The following is a 23,828-nucleotide window of genomic DNA, read 5'->3' on the forward strand; positions in this document are numbered from 1 at the left end:
GTACTCAATCTCTTTCACAGTGGTCGCAGCAAATGGCTCGTCACGTAAACGATGTCGCGTTGCGCGCGCTGCTCGATGAAAAGCTCCCCGGTGACGAGCAGGGCTGCAATGAAGACGAGCGCGAGCATCGCGGTCGCGAATTGGCTGGCATCATTCATCGCCAAAACTTCTGTCCATTCGGTTCGCAACGTGAACGCGGGGCCACCAGCCACAGTTCCTGTTCACCGCAAAGAAATTGCCATTTTTTCCCGGCGATCTCTGGTGCCCACCAGTGCCGGCAGCCTCAATAGTTGATCTCCATCCGCAAGCCACGCGGATCGATCTCGCCGCCATCGACACGCTGCCAGCTGTCGCGCGCCGCAACGGCACAAGCGCAGGCGTCGACGAGATCGTCGCAGCCGATGCCGGTGCCGTGGCGCTGCGTCAGCCATTTCGGCAATCGCGCGAAGCCGCGCTCCCTCAGGAGTGCGACGCGCTGCTCCCGGCCGCGCGCTGAGGTCTTCCGATCGAGCCGGACGCGGCCAGCGAGATTCCAGAAGATCAATTCGGGATGCGCCTCGCCGATCGTAGCTTGCCGCGCGGGCGTCATGACATCGTCGACCTCCCTGATCTTGTCCCTGATATTCCATAGCTGAGCCGACACGCCCCTGCCCTTGCCTTCGTGCTCCCAGTAATGCCGGTTGGCCGCGGCCATGTCGGGAAAGGCCCAGAGGTCCCGGCGCGCACCGACAAACACGGCGGCACCGACCAGCTCGCGGGCGCGCAGGTCGCAGATCCGATAGCCCTCGGTCTTCAAGCCGATCGGCATGTCGATCATCGCCCGCGCATGCGGCATCGCGAGCAACCGCGTGAGGCCCGGTGAATAATCGAAGCCGTGATCACCGTTATCGTCGATCCAGGCTGCGACCCAGCCGAAGCGAAATCCATCGAGGCCGAGATAGCTTGGCAAGTCATTCGTCCGTCATTTGCAATTTCCACACGCGCGTCGCTTGACATCCGCAAGTTGCAGGGGTATGTCCCCCGCCCTCGCGAGCACTTCCGTTCGCGAAAGCCAACATGAACCGAGCGATGCTGTACCGCTACGAAAGAATTGCCCGCATGCCGAATAGCTCCAAGCTATTCGATGTCGCATGCCCGGCTCATGGGAGCGATCTTGCCTGACCGCAAGATCGACAGTCCGCTTCTCACGGACCCTCCCGAGCCTGCCGCTCCGGAGGGTTTTTTGTTGCCCGCCGCGCGGCCCGTTCGAACTTCCCGGCAATGGCCGGAACGAGAGACCCGGATCTCGGGGCTCGCGCAAACGATGCGCGTGCCCAAGTGCGCGGGGCCTGCCGGAGGGAACGAGGCGATGAGCCGGACACCGATGGCAGAGCGAACCCTGATGGTTCGCAAAATGCGGCGCGTCGACAGCGCCGCGATAGAATTTTTGTAACTCGGTTTGCCGCGATGATCGCGGCTCAACCGACGCTGGTGGTGAAGATCTCGGATACTTCTCGCAAAGGAAAGCGGGTATTCCTCCCGCCTTTGACACACGCACCGGGATGCGGCCTCGAGAAAGGCTTGCACGCGGCCCGGCGCAGTAACTGCTCGCAAGAGCGCTTCCTGCGTTGTTGTCACTGACGCCGATATCGCCCGTTCCCCAGCGTACCCATCAACGGCCGATGCGAGAGCATCGACCTGGCGGTGGTGAAGATGTCTGTTACTTCGGTAGAGCGCCGTTCTGGCTTGCCAGAACGGAGGTCGCGGGTTCGTATCCCGCCGGCTGAAATGCCGTAGCTCAGTCCGCTCACAGAGCAGAGCAGCATCGCCCGTTCCCCGCCAACCCCATCACGATCCGCGGTGAAGATTTCTGTTACTTCGCCTGTCACGCGAGAGGTCGCGGGTTCGAATCCCGCCCGGTGTACCATGCACCGGTAGCTCAGAGGTTAGAGCGCTTTCCGGCGAGCCTCGGTTCGCCGGGTCACAGCAATCGCCTGTTCCCGGACCGTGTCACTATCGTCCCCACCGCCGGTGGTGAAGAGCGCTGATACTTCGAATCACAAGGTCGAAGGTTCGAATCCTTCCGGACGAAAGTCCGTAGCTCAGCGGATAGAGCATGTGACGTGTCCGCAAGGGCAGCACAGCCTCGCTTGTTCCCCGGCAGCCGTTCCAACAAATCATCAACCCAGAGGAGGCCGTCATGGTCAGGCTCAACAAGATCGTTCGCGCCTTCACGCGTGAGGGCGCGCGCGCAACGCGCTTCACGCCCGAGATGGAGCTGAAGCGCACGCTGATGAACTGCCTCCTGTGGGAGGACCAGTTCTACGAGGACGGCGTGTCGATCGCCGACCGCATCAAGGCGCTGGTGCCCAAGGTCGCTCCTGCGCGCGTCGCGCAGCTCGCGATCGAGGCGCGCGAGGTGATGAAGCTGCGGCACGCGCCGCTGCTCGTCATCCGCGAGATGGCGCGCCACGAGAAGCATCGCGCTCTCGTCGCCGACACGCTTCACAAGGTGATCCAGCGTCCCGACGAGATGACGGAGCTGCTCGCGATCTACTGGGCGGATGCGCTCGGCCCTCAGCAGCAGCGCAAACGTCAGCCCGTCTCGGCGCAGGTCAAGAAGGGTCTCGCCCGCGCGCTGACCAAGTTCGACGCCTATCAGCTCGCCAAGTACGACCGCGACGGCGCGGTGCGGATCAGGGACGTGCTGTTCCTGGTGCACGCCAAGCCGAAGGACGCCGAACAGGAAAAGCTGTGGAAGCAGCTCGTCGACGGCGAGCTCGCCTCCCCAGACACCTGGGAGGTGTCGCTCTCGGCCGGAAAGAGCAAGCGCGAGACCTTCGAGCGGCTGATCGCCGAGCGTAAGCTCGGCGGCTTAGCGCTGCTGCGCAATCTGCGGCTGATGCAGAACGCGCAGGTGCCGCGCGAGACCATCGCAAGCGCGATCGAGGCGATGCGGACGGATCGTATCCTTCCCTACCGCTTCATCGCGGCGGCGCGCTATGCGCCGGATTTCGAGCCCGAGCTCGAAGGTGCGATGCTGAAGTCGGTCAAGGACCATGTGCGGCTCCCCGGCCGCACCCGGCTCCTGATCGACGTGTCGGGCTCGATGTTCGCGGCCCTCTCCGCGCAGTCGGAAATGACGCGTGCGGAGGCGGCATGTGGTCTGGCCATCCTCGCCCGCGAGATCTGCGACGAGGTCGAGATCTTCACCTTCAGCAATGAAGTTGTGAAGGTCCCGCCCCGCCGCGGCTTCGCGCTGCGGGACGCGATCATCAACTCGCAGCCGCATGGCGGAACCTATCTCGGCAAGGCCGTCGCCGAGATCGACCGCAAAGGCGACCGCCTGATCGTCTTCACCGACGAGCAGAGCCACGACCAGGTGCCCGAGCCCAGGGCGCGCGGCACGATGGTGAACGTGGCCTCGTATCAGCACGGTGTCGGCCATGGCGCCTGGACCCGCGTCAACGGCTTCTCCGAAGCCGTGGTCGCGTGGATCGCGGCATCGGAGACGGCGCTGAACTGATGCGCAACAACGACGGCCCCGGACGCGAGACATCGCGCCCGGGGCCTTCGAAATGTCTGAAATCATCCACGCGCCCCGGCTATGATGCGGCTGGGCTGTGAAGCAGGAAGCAAGACCATGCGACGATCAGATCCCTACATGGACCGCGCCCGCGAGCTCTGCCTCGCCGCCGGCGTTGATCCCGACTCGCGCGTCGGCGAAGGACGCGGTCAGCCTGCCTGGTGTTCGTACCGGGACGCTGCGCGCAAGGAGCATCTCGCTCGCGAGGCCAATGCGGCCGCGAGCGAAATCGCAAACCTCCGTCCGCAGGAGGCGCGCTTCCAGAATGCGCCGCTGAAGATCTTCGGCGTGCATGACGAGGCGACGGTTGCGCAGATGCGCAACTGCATGGCGGTCGGCAATGTCGTGTCCGGCGTGATCTGCGCCGACGGCCATCTCGGCTACGCCCAGCCGGTCGGCGGGGTCATCGCCTATGAGAAGCAGATCAGCATCTCCGGCGTCGGCTTCGACATCGGCTGCGGCAACATGGCCGCGCGGCTCGACACGCGCTTCGACGACATCGCGGGCATCGTGCCCACGATCATCCGCGACGTCGCCAAGACGATCTCGTTCGGCATCGGCCGCGCCAATGCCGAGCGGGCCGAGCACGAGCTGTTCGACGACAGCGATGCCTGGCGCGAGAGCGACATGGAGGCCTACCGTCAGAAGGCGGTGAGCCAGCTCGGCACGGTCGGGTCCGGCAACCACTACGTCGATCTCATGCGCGACGAAGAAGGCTTTGTCTGGATCGGCGTCCACTTCGGAAGCCGCGGTCTCGGGCATACCTCCGCGACGCGCTATCTCAAGGCCGCCGGCGGCAAGGACGGCATGAACGTCCCGCCCGCCGTGGTCGACGAGGATTCCGAGCTCGGCCGCCGCTACATCGCGGCGATGCAGCTCGCCGGGCGTTATGCCTATGCGGGCCGCGAGTGGGTCGTCGAGCGCGTTCGCCAGCTCATCGGCGGCAACGTGACCGAGAGCGTGCACAACCACCACAACTACGCCTGGCGTGAGACCCACGCGGGCCGCGATCTGTGGGTGGTGCGCAAGGGCGCGACGCCGGCGTTTCCCGGCCAGAAGGGATTCGTCGGCGGCTCGATGGGCGACGACGCCGTCATCCTCGAGGGTGTCGACAGTCCCGAAGCCAAGGCTTCGCTCTACTCGACCGTGCACGGCGCCGGCCGCCTGTTCGGGCGCAAGGAGGCGAAGCGGCGCTTCTCGCGCGCGGAGATGGACTGCTGGCTCAACGAGCGCGGCGTCACCTTGATCGGTGCCGACCTCGACGAGAGCCCGATGGCCTATCGCCGTCTGCCCGACGTGCTGGCGCAGCACGCCGGCACCGTGCGCGTCCTGCACACGCTGCGGCCGTTTGCCGTCGCCATGGCCGGCGAAGGCGAATTCGATCCGTGGAAGGACTGATGACAATATCGACGGACGGGAGGCAATGCCCCCCGCTCGCACTGCGCTGTCACAACGTACACCGACGAAGCGGGCAGCGCCTCGTCATCCCGCGCCGACCGCCTGATAGGCGAGGCGCTTGAACTCGAAGAAGAACGGATTCCAGAAGCCCATGTAGCGCTGGGTCATCAGGACACCTGCCGTATTGGCCTCTGGACAGATCCACCAATGGGTGCCGGCAAGGCCGCCCCACTGGAATTCGCCAATCGAATTCGCGGGATCAAACGGTGTCGGCGCGAAGGTGACGGCGCCGCCGAGGCCGAAGCCCTTGCCGGGGATCGGCCCGAGCGTGGCGAAGCTGATGGTCTGGCCTGCGGGCAGCTGGTTCGTCATCATCTGCCGCAACGTCTCCGGCTTCAGCAGCGCGTTCGAACCGGGCAACAGCGCGCGGACCAGCGCGAGCATGTCCGGCAGGGTCGACACCAGGCCGCCGCCGCCCGAGAGCCGCGGGAACGGCCGCCGATAGGCCTGCGGATAGGGCAGATTGTCGGCCCGCGTGAGGCCTGGCTTCATCGGATCGAGCACGTCGGCGCCATTATAGAGAGCAACCAGCCTGCCCTGCTCGGCCTCGGGCACATGGAAGCCGGTATCGGTCATGCCGAGCGGGTCGAAGATCCGTGCTTTCAGGAAGGCATCGAGGGTTTTGCCCGAGACGACCTCCACGACGCGGCCAAGCACGTCGGTGGCGATCGAATACTCCCAGGCCGTGCCGGGATGATAGGACAGCGGCAGATCGGCGAGCTTGTCGATCATGTCGGTCAGCGGCGTCAGCGGATTGAGGACGCGCGCCTCGTTATAGCCTTTGAACAACACCGTGCCGGGATCGAAGATGCCATAGCTCAGACCAGAGGTGTGGGTCAGGAGCTGGCGGATCGTGATCGGGCTCCGCGCCGGCTCGACATCGGCGAGGCTCGCCGCGCCCTGCTTCAGCACCTTGCGATTGCCGAGCTGCGGCAGGAATTTCTCGACGATATCATCGAGCCCGATGCGCCCTTGCTCAACCAGCAGCATCACCGCGCAGGTGACGAAGATCTTGGTGTTGGAAAAAGCGCGGAAGATATGGTCCGGACCAAGCGTGATATTCGCCTCGCGGTCCGCGAAGCCGACGCACTGCTGATCGACGACATCGGCCCCGCGTAGCACGGCCCAGGATACGCCGGGGATGATCTCCTGATCGACGTAACGCTGCATCGCCGTCCGTATGGCGGAAAAATCGCTAACCCTGGCGTCCATCTGCTTCTCTCTCCCAATGTGGTTGGGATCGATATAGCGCGAATTTTCCGGATATGAAGCCCACCCCTCACCCGCGCCTTATGCCTGCTTCATGAACGCGGTGAAGTGCAGGCGACGGCGGATCCGCATCCCCTGTCGCTGGTACAGCGCGATGGCCGACGCGTTGTTGGAAAGCACGTGCAGGAACGGAATTTCGCCGCGCGCCTCGATCTGGCGTGCGATGGCCGCGAGCAGCGCCTGCGCGTAGCCGCGCCCGCGATGATCAGGATGCACGCAGACTGCCGTCATCTCGGTAAAATTGCCTGGCTTCATCCGCTCACCGGCCATCGCGACCAGCTCGCCGCCTGAGCGGATGCCGAGAAACGTGCCGAGCTCATGTGTTCGCACAGAGAACGGACCGGGCTTCGTCAGCCCGGTCAGCGCCATCATCGCGGGGACGTCGGCGACGCCCAGCATCACGATCTCGGCGTCACGAAGCCGACTGTCGGCGGGAGAGCCGATCATCTGCTCGCCCGCCGCCGCGAGCACGACCTTGAAGCCGGGGGGAACGATCACCGCGTCCGGCGTAGCCAGCGCAGCAACTTCCGAGCCCGACAAGAGCTCGCCGAGCGCGGCGAAGCTTGCTGCGGACATGTCCACCATGTCGGCAAAGGGCGTCATCGCCACGGGAAAGCGCAGCGCCTGCGGACCACCCTCGGCCAGATGTTTCTGGCGGGTTGTCAGCGCACTCCAGATTGGGCGATCCAGCAGCGTTTCATCGCCGTCGGACACCTCGTGTCACTCCTTGTCGAAGCTGACGATGACGGCCGCATTGGCGATGAGGATGGGGTCGTTGGCCTGTTCCGTGGCCGAGGGAATCTCCAGCCCGCCCTTGACCGCGTTGACGGTCACGGTGCCGTAAGGAAGCTCCTTGGCGACCGCGTCCTTATCGACGGCTTCGGGATAGGGCACCCCGATCGTCACATCGACGAACATGTCGTTCGCGGTCTTCCCGATCATGCGGAAGAAACCGAGGCTCGAATGCCTGATCGCGTCCGACACGGCTCGCTTGGCCGCCTTGGTCGCATCCTTGCCGTGGACGTCGACGCCCATGCCCATCTCGGTAACGCAGCGAACGCGGGTCATTTCCATTCCTGTGAATGCTGGAGTTCAGAGGGGCTGACCTTCCGCGATCCGCGCCTCCGGCACAAGCGTCTTTTCACGCAGGAAATATGCGTTGCGATCCTCCTCCTGCGCGTTCACGACCGCGCGAATTCGGAGCAGGTCCTTGCGCGCGACCAGTCCCACCACGCGATGGCTGGCGCGGTCGACCACCGGCAGGCGCCCGAGATCGGACGCGACCATGAGATCGGCGACGCGTCCCAGCACATCGTCGGGATGCGCCACCACGGCCGAGGTGTCCGAGACGACGTCATCGAGCGTCACGGCCTGATGGTCGCCCTCCGTGCGCCAGCGCAGCACGTCGGCGCGGGTGACCATTCCGGTGACCCGTCCATCGGCGGCGACGACGGGATAGGATTTGTGACGGCGCTCATCCGACGTGAAGAAGGCGACCGCCGCGTCGATCGGCATGTCGACCGGCAAGGTATCGACATTCGTCACCATGACGTCGGCGGCGCGCAGCAGTTCAAATGGATCAATCGCGTATTCGCGCGTGATGTGCTGGCCGCGGCGCGCGATCTTCTCGGTGAGGATCGAGCGCTTCAGCAGCAGGACGGTGACGGCATGCGCGGCTCCGGTCGCGGCCAGCAGCGGCAGCAGCATGTCGATGTTGCCGGTCAGCTCGATCGCGAACATCACGCCGGTGAGCGGCGAGCGCATCGTGCCGCCCATCATCGCGGCCATGCCGACCAGTGCCCAGAACGAGGCGCCGCCGGGCAGCACCAGCCCTTCCATCCAGCCGGCAGTGCCGCCGAGAATGAGCAGCGGGGCCAGCACGCCGCCCGACGTGCCTGAGGCCAGCGCGATCACCCAGATCGCGGACTTGACCAGCAACAGCCGGATCGCCTCGTCGCGCACCATGTGGCCGGACAACAGATCGGCGATGACGTCGTAGCCGACACCGAGGGCACGCGGATCGACGAGGCCGCCGAGCCCGACGACCAGGCCACCCAGCATCGGCCACCACATCCAGTGCAGCGGCACATGATCGAACAGATCCTCGGCCGCATAGAGCAGCCGCGTCATCAATCCGGATTGCAGGCCAGCAACGATTCCGACGCCGATGGCGGCCGCCAGTCCCCACCACGGCAGGTCCGGCCGTTCCACGAACGGAAACAGCGGTCCGGTCCCGAACAGCAGCGGGCGCCATGCCGCCGAGATCACAGCCCCCGTCACCACGGGCAGGAAGCTGCGCGGCTTCCATTCGAACAACAATAGCTCGACCGCCAGCAGGACTGCCGCGATCGGCGTGCCGAAGATAGCCGTCATGCCGGCGGCAGCGCCCGCGACCAGCAGCGTCTTGCGCTCGGCTGCAGTGAGATGGAAGCACTGGGCGAAGATCGATCCGATCGCCCCGCCGGTCATGATGATCGGTCCCTCGGCGCCGAACGGACCGCCGCTTCCGATCGAGACCGCCGAGGACAGCGGCTTCAGGATCGCGACCTTCGGCTGCATCCGGCTGCCGCCGATCAGGATCGCCTCGATCGCCTCCGGAATGCCGTGCCCTCGGATTTTCTCCGACCCGAATCGCGCCATCAGCCCGATCACGAGACCGCCAAGCGCCGGCGCCAGCACCATCCAGATCCCCGGATGGGCATTCGCCAGCGAGACGTTCTCGGTGCTGATATGGCCGAACCAGACCAGGTTCGTGACCAGCGCGATCAGTTTCAACAACATCCACGCCGCCCCGGCCCCGAGGCTACCGACCAGCAGGGCCATGCCGATCAGGACCAGCACGCGGCGGTCGGCGGTGAAGTCTCCGGGCTTGCCGCGATGACGCGGGAGCCCGCCGGTAATGTCCAGGGTCTGGCGCATGATTGCTCTTGTCGGGAGGATTCTCGCGCCTGCCAATATATCGTGACACGATATATATCAAGGAATGGCTGGTATGATCCTCCGGACAAATCGGGGCCGCCCTACCTGTCCCGCGCCCGCAGCTCGTCGACCAGCACCCGCACGTTCTCGGAATAGTCGATCGGGATCGAGATCAGATGCACGCCGCCGTCCTTGAACGCCGCATCGAGTGTTGGGACGAAACTTTCGATGCTCGCGATCCGGTGCCCTTTCGCGCCATAAGCCTTGGCGTAGAGGGCGAAGTCTGGATTGCCAAAGGTCATGCCGAAATCCGCGAAGTGATCGACGGCCTGCTTCCATCGGATCATGCCGTAGGCATTGTCCTCCAGCACCAGCACGACCAAATTGAGCTTGAGGCGGACCGCCGTCTCCATCTCCTGGCTGTTCATCATGAAACCACCGTCGCCGGCGACCGCGAGCACGCGACGGTCTGGATGGAGCATCGCGGCCATCATCGCCGACGGCAGGCCAGCGCCCATCGTTGCCAGCGCATTGTCCAGCAACAGCGTGTTGGCGACGCGGGTACGGTAGTTGCGCGCGAACCAGATCTTGTACATGCCGTTGTCGAGCGCAACGATGCCGTTCTCCGGCATCACTTGCCTGATATCGTGCACGATCCGCTGCGGCGTCGGCGGCCAGCGCCCCTCGGTGGCACGGTCGGCGATGTGGCTGAGTATCTTCTCGCGTAAAGGTAACAGCGCCGCCGCCTGCGGCAGCTTGCCTTCGACGCGGTCGGCCAACAGCTCTAGGCTCGGACCGACGTCGCCGACGACCTCTGCATCCGGAAAATAGACCTGCTCGACGCTCGCCGGCGTGTAGCTGACGTGAATGACCTTCGGGCCCGACGGCCCCATGATGAAGGGCGGCTTCTCGACCGGATCATGCCCGATCGCCACGATCAGATCCGCAGCATCGATGGCATCATGAACGTAGTCTCGCTCGGACAGCGCGGCGGTTCCCATGTAGAGATTGGTGCCGCCGGGCACGGTGCCTTTCCCCATTTGCGTGGTGAAGAACGGAATGCCGGTTCGCCGCACGAAGGTCGCTATCCCATGCGTCGATCGCGGCCGGCTCGTCGCCGCGCCCATCATCACCAGCGGGCGCTTTGCGGCCAGAATCATCTCGGCCGCGCGGTCGAGGGCAGCGCGATGGGCGACGGGAATCTCGATCGGATGGGTCGGGATCACCGGGACGGAGGCCACCTCCTCGCCGGCGACATCCTCCGGCAATTCGAGGTGTACCGGCCCGGGCCGCTCCTCCATCGCCACACGAAAGGCGTCGCGCACCACGGTTGGGATGCTGGAAGCACTAACGATCTGCCGAGCCAGCTTCGTCAACGGCTTCATGGACGCAACGACGTCAACGATCTGAAAACGCGCCTGGCGGCTGCTCATAATCGCCTTCTGGCCGGTGATCAAGATCATCGGCATCGCACCGAGATGCGCATAGGCAGCTCCCGTGGACAGGTTGAGCGCGCCCGGGCCAAGCGTCGAGAGACACACGCCCGGCTTGCCGGTCAACCGCCCATGGGTTGCGGCCACGAAGGCGGCAGCCTGCTCGTGCCGGGTCAGGATCAGCTCGATCTTGGAGTTGCGCAGCGATTCCACGAGATCGAGGTTTTCCTCGCCGGGGACGCCGAAGATGCGGTCGACACCCTCATTCTCCAGAGCAGCGACGAACAGATCCGATCCCTTCACCTTGCGCTCTTGCCCGCTCATGTCGCCTCCCGCAAATGTTTCAGCCCCCGCGCGGCGCGGACGCGGCGGTATCGTAGCCGGACGGGGCTCTGGCACAACTCACAAGTCTCTCAACGCTGTCGTCCGGGCCAAAGCCAGAATCCACAACCACACGCGCTTGTTGTGAGACACAATGGTGGCGAGCTTTCGCAACGCTGACGAGGGCAATCGCGATGGGCGAAGGCGCTCGCGCGGCAGTACGGGTTTTCGCCAGGACGACGGGAGATATCCCGCGCAACTGCTTCAACCTCGTCATTGCGAGCGCAGCGAAGCAATCCAGAGTCTTTCCGCGGATACAGTCCGGGATTGCTTCGCTGCGCTCGCAATGACGGAGTATGGCGGCGGCATCCATCACTCTCGTGTCCCAGACACGCAACGCCCTTCTGCGCAGAGCCGGCCCCCAGGAAGCCAACGGCCACGACGTCGTTGACAGCGCGTTCACAAGCGCTCGGCGTGCATCGTTTCCAGCGATCTCACGCCACTTTCAGCGACGGACCCGTATGATGCTTTCCTGAAGATTCCGGGATCGACGTTACGAGCCCACGATCTCTGCGACGGCGCGATCCAGGATGCCGGCAATGCGGCGCGCTTCAGTGGCGTCACAGCCGTGCTTGCTGCGCAGCGCGCGCTTGAGGCCATGGCGGGCCCGCTGCAGCTCGTCGGAAGCGTCCGCATCGAGATCACCGACACCGGCAAAGGCCTCGCGCACCTCTTCCATGCGGCGCCCGATCCGCGACAGCGCCTGAAGGATCGCATCGGCCGTGGTGCGGTTCTCGGCGAGATGCGCCTTGCCCTGCTCTGTGACGCTGTAGAGTTTGCGGCCGCCATCCTGCGCGACGCTGGCGTGGCCGACCTCATCGAGATAGGTCAGCGCCGGATAGATCACGCCCGGGCTCGGCGTGTAGAAACCATCCGAGCGTTCCTCGATGGTTTTGATCAGCTCGTAGCCGTGCGCCGGATTTTCGGCGAGCAGCGCCAGGATCACGAGCTGGAGGTCCTGCGAGGACAGCCGTCGCGCACCCGGAAAATCGCCGCCGGCGCCGCGTCCGAAAAAGCCATGCCCACCGCGGCCAAAGGGATGCCGCCTGCCATGGCGACCCATGGCGAAAGCGAAGCGGAACTCGTGGTCATCTCGACCGTGTCTGTTGTGGTGTTTGTCACGAAACATATCTTACGTCTCCATTGTTAGATATATCGTACGATATGTTTTTCGATGTGGAGCACAAGGCACAAGTCCGTGACTTTGTTTCGGAACGGCTGTTTCCCCGGCAAAATCGATGGCTCGACTTGACACACCTGTGACATGCCGCTGGTATGTCAGGCATGCCCACGACCTCGCTCGACCGTGACCGCGCCTATTCCCTGCTCCGCGACCTCGTCATCTCCGGCGAGTTCGCGCCCGACGAGCCGCTGTCCGAACGCAGCCTGTCGACCCGGCTGGCGCTTGGACGCACGCCGATCCGCGAGGCGCTGAAGGCGCTCGCCCATGACGGCCTCCTCACCATCCATCCGATGCGCGGCACCTTCGTGCGGCAGATGTCGTTCGATGATCTACGCGAGATCCACGAGTTGCGGCTCGCGCTCGAGGGAATGGCGGCCTATCTCGCCGCGACGCGCGGACCGACCGAACCGTTGCGACACTGTGCGGAGGAGCTGCGCAGGATCCAGTCGGGGGCGACGCTCGATGTCGAAGAGGCGCAGCAGGTCGGCTGGGCCTTCCACGACGAACTCTTCCGCGCGACCGGCAATGGCCGGCTGGCGCAGGCCTATGACAATCTGCGCGCTCAAAGCGGCCTCGCCCTGCAGAAGATGCGGCAATACAGCATCGAGCGCACTCGCCAGGCCGTCAGCGAGCATCTCGAGATCTACGCGGCCGTCGAAGCGAACGACCCCGACGTGGCGCAGCAGCGCATGTGGCGCCACCTCTCATCCGCCTTCGAAGCGCGCCTCACCGCGTTGGGCGCCATCCGCACGCAGTATCCGGGGCAGGGAGACCATCGCGCATGATCGGAGCGTCGTTCAGAGTGCCGCTCGTGTTCCAGATGCTGATCGGCCTCGCCGCCGGCCTCTGCGTCGGACTGATCTGGCCGGATTTCGGCGCGAGCCTGCGCCCGATCGGCACCGCCTTCGTCGAGGCGGTGAAGATGATCGTCATCCCCGTCGTGTTCGCCGCGGTCACGCTCGGCCTCTACCGGATGGGTAGCGAGCTGAAGGTCCTGGGCCGCGTTGCCGCGATCAGCCTCGGCTATTTCTACGTCGCGACCGTGATTTCGATCGTGATCGGCCTGCTCCTCAACGCCGCGTTCCATCCCGGCGCCGGGGCGCCGCTCGCCGCGACCGGCAAGGTGCCGCAGAACCTTGCGGTGTCGGTCGACTGGATCAAGTTCTTCATGGACATGATCCCTTCCAACATCGTCGCGGCGATGGCCGAGCAGAAGATCTTGCCGACGCTGGTGTTCGCGATCCTGTTCGGCCTCGCGCTGGCCTCAGTCGGCAAGGTCGGCGAGCCGATGGTCGCCGTGCTCGAAGCGGTGATGGCGGCGATGTTCAAGATCACGAAGTGGATCACGAGCCTTGCGCCAATCGCGATCTTCGCGGTGATGGCCTGGCTGTTCGCGACCCAAGGGCTCGCCACCGTGGTCGCGCTGGCAAAGCTCGTCGGCGTCATGTATCTCGGCCTTGCGATCATGGTCGTGATCTTCTGGCTGATGCTGCTCGCGATCGGCGAGAAGCCGCTTGCCGTCACGAGAGCGGTGATGGAGCCGATGATTTTGGCCTTCTCCACCCGCTCCTCCGAGGTGACGCTGCCGCTACACATGGAGAAGCTGCGCGCGATGGGCGCCTCCGAACGCATCGTCTCGGTGGTGCTGCCGCTCGGCTATGCATTCAACCGCGACGGCGCCATCATGTATTTCGCGCTTGCCGTCACCTTCCTTGCGGAAGCCTATGGCGTGACGTTGACCTGGTCGACGCTGTTCACCATCGTGATGGTCACGACCATCGCGAGCAAGGGCAGCGCCAACGTTCCCTCCGGCGGGCTCGTCGCCATCGCCATGGTGCTGTCGGCGATCGGGCTGCCGATCGAGGCGCTCGCGATCATTGCCGGCGTCGACGCCTTCCTCGACATGGGCCGCACCGCGATCAACGTGTTCGGCAACACGGTCGCGGTGAAGCTGGTCGAGCGCTTTGCCGGCGACGCGGTTCCCGATGAATCGCAGCCGGCGGCCGCCGGCCTTCAGGTGCAGGACGCCTGATGATCGCGCAAGAAAGCCGCAGCGACGTCGTCGATCTGCGCAGCGACACCGTCACGCTTCCGACCGAGGCGATGCTGGCGCGCATGCAATGCGCCCCGCTCGGCGACGACGGCCGCGAGGGCGATCCAACCGTCCGCGAACTCGAGGCGCGCGGCGCCACGCTGACGGGCAAGGAGGCTGGCCTGTTCGTGCCGAGCGGCACGATGGGTAATCTCTTGGCGATGCTCGCCCACGCCGAGCGCGGCATGGATGTCTTCGCAGACAGCGGCGCACATCTCCTCAACTCGGAGCTCGGCAGCGTCGTGACGATCGCGGGGCTCGTGCCCCAATCCATGCCGAGCCATCGCGGTGCGATGGACCAAGCCGCGCTGGAACAGGCGATCCGCGCCTCAAGCCGGTCCGGCCTCATTGCAATGGAGACGACGCATAATGGCGCCGGCGGCGCCGTGCTGCCCCTCGCCCACATGGCCCGCATCCACGCGCTCGGGCAGGAGAGCGGCATCCCCGTGCATCTCGACGGCGCCCGCCTGTTCAATGCCTCCGTCGCGCTCGGCGTGCCGGCCGCGCGGATCGCCGAGCATACAGACAGCGTCATGTTTTGCCTGTCCAAGGGGTTGAGCGCGCCGGTCGGCAGCCTGCTCTGCGGAAACGAGGCGTTCATCGCGCGGGCGCGCAGCTTCCGCAAGCTCGTCGGCGGCAACATGCGCCAGTCCGGCATCGTCGCGGCCGCGGGCCTGGTGGCACTGGAGACCATGATCGAGCGCCTCTCCGAGGATCACGCCGCGGCGAAGCGGCTCGCCGCGGCGCTGGCTTGGCTTGATCCTGCGCTTGCCGATCCCGATCAAGTGCAGACCAACATCCTGCGCATCGATGTCTCCGGCAGCTTGCATGACGCCGCCGCGTGGGCCGCGGACTTGAAGCGACACGGCATTCTCGTCCAGGCGAGCGGGGTGGCGCAGCTCCGGCTCGTCACCCATCGCCACATCGACGTTTCAGCGGTGGATCGCACGATTGCCGCCTTCGCGGCGGTCGCCGGCTAAAGGCGCGACGTTGCAAGCCGTCCACGACGTGCTATCGCTCGCGCCATGACTCCCCGAAGCTTTGAAACGCGCTGCCTGCGCCTGCCCGCGGTCACCAAGGTGGTGCAGTGGGAGGGCACGTCCGTGTTCAAGGTCGGCGGCAAGATGTTCGCGCTCGGCGGCGGCTTTGCCGCGCGATCCGGCGGCTACATGTTCAAGGTTTCGAACATGGCCTATGCGATGCTGATCGAGCACGGCATTGCGCGGCCGGCGCCTTACCTCGCACGCGCCAAATGGGTGCAGCTCACAGGCAACGACGCCCTGCCCGATCCCGAGCTCGCGGCCTATCTCGAGCAGGCGCATGCGCTGATCGTTGCCAAGCTCTCGAAGAAGGCTCGCAAGCAACTGGGACTTGCCTGACCGCGCGCGTAGCCGCGCTGCCGATCAGGACTTCTTCTCACCCAGCCTGGTGTTGCGCAGGAGATTGTCGCGCAGCCTGCTCACGGTCTTCTGCACCACGGGAAAATCCTCACCGAGGCCGGTGGCCGCGATCAGGGAATCACCGAGGTCCTTGTCGAGCAGCTTGCGTCCGGCGGGCGAAAGACTCACCCGCACCTGCCGCTCGTCGGCGGGGTCGCGCTCGCGGCGGATGTAGCCCATCTGCTCCAGCTTCTTCAGGATCGGCGTCAGCGTGTTGGATTCCAGAAACAGCTTTTCGCCGAGCGCGCTGACGGTCTGCCCGTCCTCCTCGGCAAGCGCCACCAGAGCGATGTACTGGGTGTAGGTCAGCCCGACCGCGTCGAGGATCGGCTTGTAGGCGCGGCCGAAGGCCAGATTGGCCGAATAGATCGCAAAGCACAGGAAATTCGAAAGCTTTCGGTCCGGTTTGGCGGATTTGGCAGGACGGGACACGGGAGGCTCCGCAATTCGTGATCTCGCGATCCATATAAATCGCATGCGATTAAATCGGAAAGGCTTGACCGGGACCGCAGCGCGAATTATTTCAAATCGCATCCGATTTGATCGGATACGATATAACTTGATCCCGAAAGGACCCGCCATGACCACCGCTTCGAAGGTTCTCTTCACCGGCAAGGCCCACGTCACCTCCGGCCGCGACGGCGCCGCGCGCTCGGCCGACGGACGGCTCGACATCAAGCTGCCGGAGCCGCACCCGGCCGCCGAAAACCTGTTCGCCGCCGCCTGGTCGGCCTGTTACCTCGGCGCAATCGGCCTCGCCGCCGCCCAGCGCAAGATCAAGCTGCCGACCGAGCCGTCGGTCGACACCGCGATCGACCTGAACAATGCGAACGGCGCCTTCTTCCTGCGCGCGCGCCTCGACGTCAGCGTCCCCGGCATCGACCGCGCCGTCGCGCAGGAGCTGATCGCGGCCGCGCATGGCATCTGCCCCTACTCCAGGGCGGTGCACGGCAACATCGAGGTGACCACCACTCTCGTCTGACGCACGCAACCGCATCGCGGACCGGCCGGACAATCCGGCCCGGTCCCGCGCGATGCAGTCGACCGACACAAGGAGCCGACCATGAGCCATCATCTCTTGCGAGCCGCGCGCGTACTGGCGAGCGCCGCCGTGATCACGATCAACCTTCTCACCCTGCCGGCCGCCGCGCACGCGCAAGGTACGGGCGTGACGCGGACCGACCTGCAGCGCCACGATCTCAGCGCGCCCGGACGCGAAGCGGTCCAGGTTCGCGTCGATCTCGCCCCGGGCGTCGCGTTCGGCCGTCACACCCATCCGGGCGAGGAGATCATCTATGTGCTGGCAGGCGCCATCGAATATGACGTCGACGGAAAGCCACCGGTGACGCTGAAGGCCGGCGACGTGCTGTTCATCCCGGCCGGAACCGTGCATGCGGCGAAGAATGTCGGCGGCGACACGGCAAGCGAGCTTGCGACCTATATCGTCGCGAAGGACAAGCCGCTCTTGACGCTGGCGAAGTGAGGCCAGCAGTTCCGATTGACCCTCGCAAGATATCTGACTAAAGTCAGATATATGCTCGACCCCATCTCCCGCGTCCGCCGCTTCAACCGTGCCGTGACCTCCGCCGTCGGCGCGCTCGATACCTCGTTCCTGGGGCGCGGCCGGCCGCTCGGTGCGGCGCGCGTGCTCAACGCGATCGGACATGGACGCTCGGACGTCGCCGAAATCCGCGACTATCTCGGCCTCGATTCCGGACTGATGAGCCGGCTGCTGCGCAGCCTCGAGGACGAAGGCCTGATCGAGACCACCGCGCATGAGGACGATGCGCGCCGCCGCGTCGCGAAGCTGACGCGCGCCGGCCGGCGCGAGTTCGCCGCCTATGAGGCGCTGTCGAACACGCAGGCGAAAGGCTTCCTCGACCGCCATGCGCAAGCCGACGCCCTGCTCGCTGCGATGGACCTGATCGCCTCCGCGCTGACGCGCGACCGCATCACGCTCGACGAGATGGATCCGCGCAGCGACGAGGCACGTTATTGTCTCGGCGAATACTATGCCGAGCTCGGCCGCCGCTTCAAACAGGGCTTTGACGTCTCGCTGTCGCGCGATCCCGATGCCGCCGACATGCGCCGCCCGCGGGGAACCTTCATCGTCGCGATGTCGGACACGCTGCCGATCGGATGTGTCGGGCTGAAGGGCACGGATCACGGCTACGCGGAAATCAAGCGGCTGTGGGTCGCGCCCGCAGCGCGCGGACTGGGCTTCGGCCGGCGCCTGATGGATGCGGCGGAAGCCGCCGCACGCGAGCTCGGCATCGCGCTGCTGCGGCTCGACACCAACAGCGCGCTGCCTGAGGCCGGTCAGCTCTACCGCAGGACCGGCTGGAGCGAGATCCCGCGCTTCAATGACGACCCCTACCCCGATCTGTTCTTCGAAAAGCGGATGTGAGCGGGGCCGACTGTCCTCCTCCCGCGTTATGGCCGGAGCCGCAGGAGCTTTGCCGTGACGAAGTCCGATCTCGCCGCCATCTACCGCGACTACATCGCCTGCCTGAACCGGCAGGATTGGCCCGCGCTCGGTCGGTTCGTGCATGATGATGTCGCCCACAACGCGCAGACGGTCGGGCTGCCGGGCTATCGCGCGATGCTGGAGCGGGATTTTCGCGAGATCCCGGACCTCAATTTCAAGATCGCGCTGCTGATATCCGATCCGCCTCACATCGCTTGCCGACTGACATTCGATTGCACGCCGGTTGGAAAATTCCTCGGCCTCGACGTGAACGGCAGGCGTGTGTCCTTCTGCGAGAACGTGTTTTACGCGTTTCACGACGAAAAGATTCGGCAGGTGTGGTCCGTGATCGACAAGGCCGCGATCGAGGCGCAGCTCTAGGCGGGGCCCTCCGCGACGCCCCCTTGTTGAGAAATGCGTATTTACATGAGACGATCGTCTCATTATAAGCCGCTGTCGTAATTGTCAAGACAAGGAGATTTGACGACATGGCGATGACTCGCGAACAGATGGACCGGAAGATCGACGAGCATTTCAGCTTCGAGGCGACCGACAACGTTGAGGGCGTGCTGTCGACGCTTGCCGACGATGTCGAGCACGACATCGTCGGTTCGCCGACCGGGCCCACCCATGGCCGTGCGGCTGCGCGCCCGTTTTATGAGTCCATGTTCGCCGACCTTTCGGAGAGCAGCGTCAGGTGCGTGAAGAGGCTTTACGGCGACAATTTCCTGGTCGACGAGTCGATCTGGAGCGGCAGAGCGCCGGGCAAGCCGTTCGGGCTGGACGGCAAGAACCGCCCGCTCGAATTCCGCCTTCTGCATATCGTCGAGTTTACCGACAATGGCGACATCAAGCGCGAAAACGTCTGGCTCGACTTCGCTGCGATTCTGAACCAGCTGCAGTAGACTGACACGATGGACGGTGAAGTGGCGGGTCGCCCGAACCAGCGAAAACGAACGCGCAAAGATCTTCTCGACGCGGCGACGCGCCTTGTGAAGCAGGGCCGCAAGCCCACCCTCGAGGAGATCGCCGAGGCCGCACTCGTGTCGCGGGCAACGGCGTACCGCTACTTCCCGAATGTGGAAGCCCTCCTGCTCGAGGCTTCCTTCGATATCGCCGTTCCGGACGCCGCCGACCTGTTCCACGGCGACGCTGCGGGCGATCCCGTCGCGCGCGTGCAGCAGGTCGACACCGCCCTGCACGACATGATTCTGGCCAATGAGGCCGCCCTTCGCATGATGCTGGTGCATTCTCTCCAGCACGCGATGGGCGGGAGCCCGCAGGGTGAGCTTCCTGTTCGCCAGAACCGCCGCATGCCTTTGATCGAGGCCGCGCTCAACCCCAGCCGACACCAGTTCAAGGCGGGGACGCTGGAGACCCTGAGCAAGGCGCTCGCGCTGATCGTCGGCACGGAAGGCGTGATCGCGATCAAGGACGTGCTGCAGCTCGACGATGCGGAGGCCCGCGCCGTGAAGCGTTGGGCCATCCGCGCATTGATCGAGGCCGCGATGTCGGACACGCAAGCAAAGTCATCCCCTGGAACGCAACGCGATCGGAGCACCAGCAAGCCGCGAGCGCGCCGCATGAAGTGATTCGTTTCCTCTCACGCCGCCGCCGGCACCGCCTCGCCTAGCGGCTTGGCAAACGGCCGGAACGTCATCGCCATCAGGAACGCGCCGAGGCCCATCGCCCAGGAGCCGATATAGAGCCAGGCGTAGCTCGAGAACGCGTCGTAGATCAGGCCGCCGGCGAGCGGGCCGGTGGCCATACCGAGGCTGCCGGCCATCGCCGTGCCGCCGATCACCGTGCCCATCATGCGTAGCGGGAAGTTTTCGCGCACCAGCACCGCATAGAGCGGCATGGTGCCGGCATAGATGAAGCCGAAGACGGCGCCGACCGCGTAGAACGTGGTGAGTTGATGCGCGAAGACGTAAGCGAGTGCGCCGAACGCCTGCAGCAACAGGCCCGAGACCAGCACGCGCTTGGCGCCGAAGCGATCGCCGAGCAGGCCGAAGGCGATGCGGCCGCCCATGCCGGCAAAACCCTCGACGCTGTAGATCGTCACCGCCGCGATCAGCGGAATGCCGCAGCTCACGGCATAGCTGACGGTGTGGATGATCGGGCCGGAATGGGTGGCGCAGCAGAAGAAGTTGGTCGCGAGCAGGATGAGGAATTGCGGCGAGCGCAGCGCCTCGCCCATCGACATCTCGGCCTGCGGCGCGCCCTCGCCTGCCGGCGCGGCCAGAGCATGCGCGAGCGCCGGCGGGCGGCGCACCAGCAGCGAGACCGGGATCATGATGGCGGCGACCACCAGCGCGACGATCTGCATCGAGGTGCGCCAGTCGTGGTGCGAGACGAGCCAGGCCGCGAGCGGCGACATCGTCATCGGCGCCATGCCCATGCCGGCCGACACCAGCGACACGGCGAGGCTGCGATGGGTGTCGAACCAGCCGGTGACGGTCGCCATCATCGGCGCAAAGATCGCCGCGCAGGAGGCGCCGACCAGAAGGCCGAACACGAACTGGAACGCGAGCAGCGAGGTCGCATGGCTCGCCGCGAACAGGCTCAAGGCCAGCACGGCCGATCCCGTCAGCACCACCGGCCGCGGCCCGAACCGGTCCGACAGCGTGCCCCAGGCCATGCTGGTGAAGGCCATCGCCAGAAAGCCGATCGTCATCGCGCTGGAAATGCCGGTCACCGACCAGCCGGTATCCCTGGTGATCGGCTGCAGGAACACCGGCAGCGAAAACATGCCGCCGATCGCGACACAGCCAAGCAGGCCGCCCGCCGCGACGATCACCCAGCGATAGTTGAAAGAGGTCATTTTGGTCTCCCGTCAGGTCTCTCCGGGTGGAAGACGAATGGGAACGGCGGGAGCCGACAATGGGGCCGACGGGATACGGAATATTTTTGGAGCGGAGTTCCAGCGGCCCTTGGCGAAACATCCTTACGATATTTCGAATTTCTTGTAAAGCGAATTTATCGTCGGCGCTGGATCGAAGCTCGGATGAAAATAGGTCCGACTTGAGGGTTTATGCTCCACATCAAAAATCTCGAAAACAACCCCATGCAAAGTAGCCGGCGCCTTGCCCGACGATGTCCGCAAGCGATTTGACACGTCGGGCAAAACACCGGCACGATGTCATCATCGAGCGAGCTCAATCTCATCGCGCTCCAGACGCTGCCGACCGCGAGAAGAGACCAGCAGATAGAACGCGGCCACGTGCGTGATCATCAACAGCGGCACGTAGATGATCGGGATCGCGTAGACGGCACCCAACTCCCCCGCCACATCGGCGAGGCCAAGCTGAACGCCGTGATAGTAGTCGACGAGGATGTCACCTGCCCCGGCAAGATTGAAGGCAACGACGAACGGCCAGAACAGCGCAGGCCGCCGCGTCGTGACAAACGCCAGCATGGCCAATAGTCCGGTTGCGAAGTCGGCGTAGGCGGCGGTGATGGCAAAGCCGGCGGGCAGATGGGGCCCGACCACGCCAGGCACCAGGAAGACGAGGCCGAAGAAGCGGAAGCTGTGAAGAGCGGCAATGACGCGTTGCGCTTCGACGGGCTCCATCGACCTGAGCCAGGGCCAGCCATACGCGAAGAAGAGAAGCAGCCACGGCACGTAGCCAAGCGCGAGATGAATCTGGAAAATGGTGGCCGGCGACATTTGCGGTCCCTCCTTGGCCTAGATCGGCGCGGCTTCGAACACCGCGGTGAGGATGCCGAGACGGCCTTCCAGCAGGTTTCGCCCGAGGTTGGCGGCAAGCTGGGCGAACTCCGGCCCCATCACCACACCGAGATTTGGCGCCGGCGGCGGCCCGGACGCGCGGAGCTGGGCGATCCAGGCCTTGGCGGCTTCGCTGTCGTCCTGCCAGACCAGCACGCGGAAGCCGGCTGCCTCGATCGCCTCGCGCGTGGCCGCGGCGGTCAGGAGGAAACTCGTCGCAGGCGTGCGCGCCCACGGCACCGGATAGAGCGGCTCGCCGCCTCCCATCACGACATCGAAGGTCGCAAAGCGGCCGCCGATCTTCAGCACGCGGCGGATCTCGCGATAGAGCCGATCCCTGTCCGGCACGTTCATGGCCACGTGTTGGAGCCACGCGACGTCGAACCGGCCGTCGTCGAACGGCAACTCCATCGCGCTTGCCGTCTCGAACGACACGCGCTCGCTTTGACCTGTGCGCGCGGTCAGATAGCGCGCGGCAAGGACGAATGGATCGCTGAGATCGACGCCGATCACGCGGCAGCCGTAAGTCGTTGCGAGAAAGCGCGCCGGGCCGCCGACACCCGCACCGACGTCGAGCACCGACATATCGGCCGCAATTCCAGCGAGCTTCGCAAGGTCGGCGGTCGCCGCAAGGCCGCGGGTGTGGAACTGATCGAGGGCTGCCAGTTGCTGGGGAGCGAGCGGCTGATCTTCCGGACCGAACACCGCGAGCGCCGCTTTCAGCCGCTCGGTCAGGCCACTCGCCGCATAGTGGTCGCGCACGCCATCAAGGACATCGGTCATTGCAGGACTCCGTGAAAGCACTCCGTGAAAGCTCGACTTCTCGCGGCAAAGATACGGCCGCTTCCGCCCAGCGACTATCCGCGATAATGTCGACGGGCTATGAAGCAGGACTTCACAATCCGGCAGAGCGCGCTCGACGGCGTCGAGGCCTTCCTCGCCGTTGCCAGGCACCGCAATTTTCGCCGCGCGGCCGCCGAGCTCGGCGTGACCCCGTCGGCGATGAGCCAGGCGGTGCGCACGCTGGAGGCACGCATCGGCGCGGCGCTGTTCACCCGCACGACGCGCAGCGTCGGATTGACCGAGGCCGGCGAGCGGTTCTTCTCGCGCGCGAAACCCGCCTTCGAGGAGCTCGTGGCCGCGAGCGAAGCCGCGCGCGACCTCGGCCAGCGCCCGGCCGGGTTGCTCCGCCTCGCAGTTCCCCGATCGGTCGTACCGCTGATCCTCGAGCCCGTGATCGCCGCCTTCTGCCAGGCCTATCCCGAGATCGAGGTGGAGATCGCCGCGAGCGAGGAGATGGTAGATCTCGCCGCCGGCGGTTTCGATGCCGGCATCCGTCTCGGCCAGCTCATCGCGCCGGATATGGTCGCGGTGCGGCTGACGCAGCCGTTCCCGTTCATGGTCGTCGGCAGCCCCGATTATCTGCGCGGGCGGAAGCGGCCGCAGCGCATCGACGATCTTCGTCAGCATGCCTGCCTGCGCCTGCGCCGCTCCAACGGATCGATCGCGCCCTGGCCGTTCGTCGACGGCAACAAGTCCGTCGAGGCGATCGTGTCAGGGCCCCTCATCGCCCACGACTATGCCACGCTCGTCGGCGCGGCCATCCAGGGTGTCGGACTTGCGCAGGTGCCCGGTCCGCTCGCCCGAGCGGCGATTGCCGATGGCCGGCTCCAGGCGCTCTTGACGCCCTTTGCCGTGACTGGCCCAGGGGTCTTTCTGTACTATCCGGGAAAGCGTCAGGTCCTGCCAAAGCTGCGCGCGTTCATCGAGCACGTCAGATATCGCGGCGCCGATACACCGCGAGGCGCAGCGAACGCGAAGGGATCACGCAAGCTCAGCCGTGCAAGCAGCTCCTGACGGCAACGCTTCAAAATCTTCACCATCCAGAGATC

Annotated in this window: 25 protein-coding genes and 1 tRNA gene; 14 read left to right on the forward strand and 12 right to left on the reverse strand. The window is 65.3% G+C overall.

Annotated features, from left to right (window positions below):
• Positions 1-14 precede the first annotated feature (14 nt).
• Both K289_RS51485 and K289_RS0110650 read right to left on the reverse strand, forming a co-directional pair.
• The gene (locus tag K289_RS51485; RefSeq protein ID WP_198024682.1) at positions 15-158 is read right to left on the reverse strand and encodes a hypothetical protein; all 144 of its coding nucleotides are present in this window, start codon (positions 156-158) and stop codon (positions 15-17) included.
• Between the two features lie 125 nt (positions 159-283).
• Positions 284-949: a DUF429 domain-containing protein gene (locus tag K289_RS0110650; RefSeq protein ID WP_027551499.1), complete on the reverse strand. Its 666-nt coding sequence runs from the start codon at positions 947-949 to the stop codon at positions 284-286.
• 961 nt (positions 950-1,910) lie between these two features.
• On the opposite strand from K289_RS0110650, the gene K289_RS50335 reads away from it, so the two are divergent.
• From K289_RS50335 to K289_RS0110675, 3 genes are all read left to right on the forward strand, one after another.
• Positions 1,911-2,071: transfer RNA gene (locus K289_RS50335), tRNA-Arg, on the forward strand.
• 108 nt (positions 2,072-2,179) lie between these two features.
• Positions 2,180-3,505, forward strand: a complete 1,326-nt coding sequence (locus tag K289_RS0110670) for a TROVE domain-containing protein (protein WP_027551501.1) — start codon at positions 2,180-2,182, stop codon at positions 3,503-3,505.
• Between the two features lie 117 nt (positions 3,506-3,622).
• A complete protein-coding gene (locus K289_RS0110675) occupies positions 3,623-4,963 on the forward strand; it encodes an RtcB family protein (protein WP_027551502.1) in 1,341 nt (446 codons plus the stop codon).
• Between the two features lie 84 nt (positions 4,964-5,047).
• On the opposite strand, the gene K289_RS0110680 is transcribed toward K289_RS0110675, so the two are convergent.
• The 6 genes from K289_RS0110680 to K289_RS0110705 form a co-directional block, all read right to left on the reverse strand.
• Positions 5,048-6,235, reverse strand: coding sequence for a serine hydrolase (locus tag K289_RS0110680; protein WP_027551503.1), 1,188 nt, complete (start codon positions 6,233-6,235; stop codon positions 5,048-5,050).
• Positions 6,236-6,313: 78 nt separating this feature from the next.
• Entirely contained in the window at positions 6,314-7,006 is a 693-nt protein-coding gene (locus K289_RS0110685) for a GNAT family N-acetyltransferase (protein WP_027551504.1), read from the reverse strand.
• A gap of 6 nt (positions 7,007-7,012) precedes the next feature.
• A complete protein-coding gene (locus tag K289_RS0110690) occupies positions 7,013-7,360 on the reverse strand; it encodes a Lin0512 family protein (RefSeq protein WP_027551505.1) in 348 nt (115 codons plus the stop codon).
• Positions 7,361-7,384: 24 nt separating this feature from the next.
• Positions 7,385-9,211: a chloride channel protein gene (locus K289_RS44180; RefSeq protein ID WP_051310545.1), complete on the reverse strand. Its 1,827-nt coding sequence runs from the start codon at positions 9,209-9,211 to the stop codon at positions 7,385-7,387.
• Positions 9,212-9,312: 101 nt separating this feature from the next.
• Positions 9,313-10,968 carry an acetolactate synthase large subunit gene (locus K289_RS0110700; protein WP_027551506.1) on the reverse strand — a complete coding sequence of 552 codons (1,656 nt, stop codon included), beginning with the start codon at positions 10,966-10,968 and terminating at the stop codon, positions 9,313-9,315.
• A gap of 550 nt (positions 10,969-11,518) precedes the next feature.
• Complete coding sequence (locus tag K289_RS0110705; RefSeq protein WP_027551507.1) at positions 11,519-12,154, reverse strand: PadR family transcriptional regulator; 636 nt, start codon at positions 12,152-12,154, stop codon at positions 11,519-11,521.
• A gap of 155 nt (positions 12,155-12,309) precedes the next feature.
• On the opposite strand from K289_RS0110705, the gene K289_RS0110710 reads away from it, so the two are divergent.
• The 4 genes from K289_RS0110710 to K289_RS0110725 are packed head-to-tail and all read left to right on the forward strand — an operon-like array spanning position 12,310 to position 15,679.
• Entirely contained in the window at positions 12,310-12,993 is a 684-nt protein-coding gene (locus tag K289_RS0110710; protein ID WP_027551508.1) for a GntR family transcriptional regulator, read from the forward strand.
• Positions 12,990-14,240, forward strand: a complete 1,251-nt coding sequence (locus tag K289_RS0110715; protein WP_027551509.1) for a dicarboxylate/amino acid:cation symporter — start codon at positions 12,990-12,992, stop codon at positions 14,238-14,240. Before K289_RS0110710 ends, K289_RS0110715 begins: the two co-directional genes overlap by 4 nt.
• Positions 14,240-15,280 (forward strand): GntG family PLP-dependent aldolase, encoded by a 1,041-nt coding sequence (locus K289_RS0110720; RefSeq protein ID WP_027551510.1) that lies wholly within the window; start codon positions 14,240-14,242, stop codon positions 15,278-15,280. The genes K289_RS0110715 and K289_RS0110720 overlap by 1 nt, the downstream gene beginning before the upstream one ends.
• A gap of 45 nt (positions 15,281-15,325) precedes the next feature.
• Positions 15,326-15,679, forward strand: coding sequence for an MmcQ/YjbR family DNA-binding protein (locus K289_RS0110725; protein ID WP_027551511.1), 354 nt, complete (start codon positions 15,326-15,328; stop codon positions 15,677-15,679).
• Between the two features lie 24 nt (positions 15,680-15,703).
• Here the strand turns inward: K289_RS0110725 and K289_RS0110730 are convergent, their stop codons facing one another.
• Complete coding sequence (locus tag K289_RS0110730; protein ID WP_371260805.1) at positions 15,704-16,201, reverse strand: MarR family winged helix-turn-helix transcriptional regulator; 498 nt, start codon at positions 16,199-16,201, stop codon at positions 15,704-15,706.
• Positions 16,202-16,319: 118 nt separating this feature from the next.
• Between K289_RS0110730 and K289_RS0110735 the strand changes: the two genes are divergently transcribed.
• The 6 genes from K289_RS0110735 (at position 16,320) to K289_RS44185 (ending at position 19,798) form a co-directional block, all read left to right on the forward strand.
• On the forward strand, positions 16,320-16,721 hold the full coding sequence (locus tag K289_RS0110735; RefSeq protein ID WP_027551513.1) for an Ohr family peroxiredoxin: 402 nt from the start codon (positions 16,320-16,322) through the stop codon (positions 16,719-16,721).
• A gap of 81 nt (positions 16,722-16,802) precedes the next feature.
• Complete coding sequence (locus K289_RS0110740) at positions 16,803-17,222, forward strand: cupin domain-containing protein (protein ID WP_027551514.1); 420 nt, start codon at positions 16,803-16,805, stop codon at positions 17,220-17,222.
• Positions 17,223-17,273: 51 nt separating this feature from the next.
• The gene (locus K289_RS0110745; RefSeq protein ID WP_027551515.1) at positions 17,274-18,146 is read left to right on the forward strand and encodes a bifunctional helix-turn-helix transcriptional regulator/GNAT family N-acetyltransferase; all 873 of its coding nucleotides are present in this window, start codon (positions 17,274-17,276) and stop codon (positions 18,144-18,146) included.
• Positions 18,147-18,200: 54 nt separating this feature from the next.
• The gene (locus K289_RS0110750) at positions 18,201-18,587 is read left to right on the forward strand and encodes an ester cyclase (protein WP_027551516.1); all 387 of its coding nucleotides are present in this window, start codon (positions 18,201-18,203) and stop codon (positions 18,585-18,587) included.
• A gap of 107 nt (positions 18,588-18,694) precedes the next feature.
• On the forward strand, positions 18,695-19,111 hold the full coding sequence (locus tag K289_RS0110755; protein WP_027551517.1) for an ester cyclase: 417 nt from the start codon (positions 18,695-18,697) through the stop codon (positions 19,109-19,111).
• A 9-nt stretch (positions 19,112-19,120) separates the two neighbouring features.
• Positions 19,121-19,798, forward strand: a complete 678-nt coding sequence (locus K289_RS44185) for a TetR/AcrR family transcriptional regulator (protein WP_051310547.1) — start codon at positions 19,121-19,123, stop codon at positions 19,796-19,798.
• An 11-nt stretch (positions 19,799-19,809) separates the two neighbouring features.
• Here K289_RS44185 and K289_RS0110765 read toward each other — a convergent pair whose 3' ends face one another.
• The 3 genes from K289_RS0110765 to K289_RS0110775 all read right to left on the reverse strand — a co-directional run bounded on the left by K289_RS0110765 (position 19,810) and on the right by K289_RS0110775 (position 22,719).
• Complete coding sequence (locus K289_RS0110765) at positions 19,810-21,030, reverse strand: MFS transporter (protein ID WP_027551518.1); 1,221 nt, start codon at positions 21,028-21,030, stop codon at positions 19,810-19,812.
• 321 nt (positions 21,031-21,351) lie between these two features.
• Positions 21,352-21,876: a hypothetical protein gene (locus K289_RS0110770; protein ID WP_027551519.1), complete on the reverse strand. Its 525-nt coding sequence runs from the start codon at positions 21,874-21,876 to the stop codon at positions 21,352-21,354.
• Between the two features lie 18 nt (positions 21,877-21,894).
• Positions 21,895-22,719: a class I SAM-dependent methyltransferase gene (locus K289_RS0110775; protein ID WP_027551520.1), complete on the reverse strand. Its 825-nt coding sequence runs from the start codon at positions 22,717-22,719 to the stop codon at positions 21,895-21,897.
• 99 nt (positions 22,720-22,818) lie between these two features.
• Between K289_RS0110775 and K289_RS44190 the strand changes: the two genes are divergently transcribed.
• Positions 22,819-23,793: a LysR family transcriptional regulator gene (locus K289_RS44190; RefSeq protein ID WP_084788591.1), complete on the forward strand. Its 975-nt coding sequence runs from the start codon at positions 22,819-22,821 to the stop codon at positions 23,791-23,793.
• Positions 23,794-23,828 lie beyond the last annotated feature (35 nt).

It is taken from the genome of Bradyrhizobium sp. Cp5.3 (assembly GCF_000426265.1).
Lineage (GTDB): Bacteria > Pseudomonadota > Alphaproteobacteria > Rhizobiales > Xanthobacteraceae > Bradyrhizobium > Bradyrhizobium neotropicale.